Annotated in this window: 2 protein-coding genes; one reads left to right on the top strand and one right to left on the bottom strand. The window is 64.4% G+C overall.

What is annotated here, in order from left to right; translation table 11 throughout:
- The first annotated feature begins 49 nt into the window (after nucleotides 1–49).
- The gene (locus EOA28_RS34685) at nucleotides 50–463 is read left to right on the top strand and encodes a DUF126 domain-containing protein (RefSeq protein WP_127250122.1); all 414 of its coding nucleotides are present in this window, start codon (nucleotides 50–52) and stop codon (nucleotides 461–463) included.
- Nucleotides 464–467: 4 nt separating this feature from the next.
- Here the strand turns inward: EOA28_RS34685 and EOA28_RS34680 are convergent, their stop codons facing one another.
- Nucleotides 468–1,469 carry a D-glycerate dehydrogenase gene (locus tag EOA28_RS34680; RefSeq protein WP_126079395.1) on the bottom strand — a complete coding sequence of 334 codons (1,002 nt, stop codon included), beginning with the start codon at nucleotides 1,467–1,469 and terminating at the stop codon, nucleotides 468–470.
- Between the last annotated feature and the right edge of the window lie 322 nt (nucleotides 1,470–1,791).

Here is a 1,791-nt window from a genome sequence, read left to right as displayed (position 1 = left end):
GCGTCGAAAGCGCGGTCCTCGGCAAGCCGGGCTTCACGGATGTCGCCGCATGAACTCAGCAGCCGAAATCCTGGTGCCGGGCAAGGCCGGCGAAGGCGAGGCGCTGGTGCTGACGGCGCCGATCAGCTTCTGGGGCGGCGTCGACCCGAAGACAGGCCGCATCGCCGATGTCCGCCACCCGCAGCACGGCGAAGTCATTGCCGGCCGCGTGCTGTTCCTGCCGGGCACGATCGGCTCGTCATCGGCTTCGGCAGTGCTGATGGAACTGGTCCACAACGGCCGCGCGCCGGTGGCCCTGGTGCTGCACGAGCCGGACGCCATCCTGCTGCTCGGCCTGATAGTCGCCCGGGAAATGGGCTGGCAGACGCCGATCGCGGTGCGGCTCGACCGCGGCGCGTTCGATGCCTACCGCGGAGGCGCGGTAGCCGTCGGCGCGGACGGTGCGATTACCGCGGCCGTTTAAGCCTTCAGGTCCTCAACGGCAGGACACGATCCGGCGGGCGATGGCCGTCGAAGAAGGCGCGGATGTTGATGATCACCTTCTCGCCCATGTCGATGCGACCCTCGAGCGTGGCCGATCCCATATGCGGCAGAAGCACCACCTTGCCCTTGGCGGCAAGCTTCAGGAGCTTGGTGTTCAGTGCCGGCTCGTGCTCATAGACGTCGAGGCCGGCGCCGGCGATCTTGCCGTCATGGATCAGCTTGATCAGCGCTTCCTCGTCGATGATGTCGCCGCGCGCCGTGTTGACCAGGTAAGCCGAAGGCTGCATCAGCGCCAGCCGGCGGCCGGACAAAAGGTGGAACGTCGCCGGCGTTGAGGGACAATTGACCGAGATGATGTCCATGCGGGCCAGCATCTGGTCGAGGCTTTCCCAATAGGTTGCCTCCAGCTCCTCCTCGACCGCCGGCAGCACGCGGTGCCGGTTGTGATAGTGGATCGACAGGCCGAAGGCCTTGGCCCGCCTGGCGACGGCCGTGCCGATGCGGCCCATGCCGACGATGCCAAGACGTTTGCCCCAGATGCGCCGGCCGAGCATCCAGGTCGGCGACCAGCCGGCCCATTTCTTCTCGCCTGTCAGCACATTGGCGCCTTCGGCGAGCCTGCGCGGCACGGCGAGCATCAGCGCCATGGTCATGTCGGCGGTGTCTTCGGTGAGCACATTCGGCGTGTTGGTGACGGTGATGCCTTTCTTGGCGGCCGCCGAGACGTCGATCTTGTCGACGCCGTTGCCGAAATTGGCGATCAGCTTCAGGTTTTCGCCAGCCTGGGCGATCAGCGCCGCGTCGATGTGGTCGGTGATGGTGGGAACCAGCACGTCGGCTTCCTTGATCGCCGCGACCAGCTCCGGCTGGGTCATCGGCCGGTCCTCGACATTCAGCCTTGCGTCGAACAGCTCGCGCATGCGGGTCTCGACAGGGTCGGGCAGCTTGCGCGTGATGACGACGAGGGGCCGTTTTTTGCCTGCCATTTTATCCCCGAAGCTTGCTAGATCAGGTTGACGTCTCGTTGAATCGTCATCCTGATCCTGCTCTTTTTTGGAGCATGACCGTTTCCGAAAGCCGATTCCCACTTCTCGGGATCATGCTCTCGAAACCGATCTCGTTGAGACCTCTTTAACCAAGACCGGCGAAACTTGTAGCCAGTCGCGGCATCAGCCCACTCCTGTAACAAGCGGTGCCGCCGAAGACAAAGAAAAAGGGGCGCTCATCCGACGGACCGGCGCCGAAAGGAACGAAAGTGTCTGGTTTCTCGTCGCTTCGCCTGGCCTTCAGCGCAGCCATCCTTGGCGC

The organism is Mesorhizobium sp. M2A.F.Ca.ET.067.02.1.1 (assembly GCF_004023285.1).
Taxonomy (GTDB): Bacteria; Pseudomonadota; Alphaproteobacteria; order Rhizobiales; family Rhizobiaceae; genus Mesorhizobium.
This window is presented reverse-complemented; position numbering and strand designations above follow the sequence as displayed.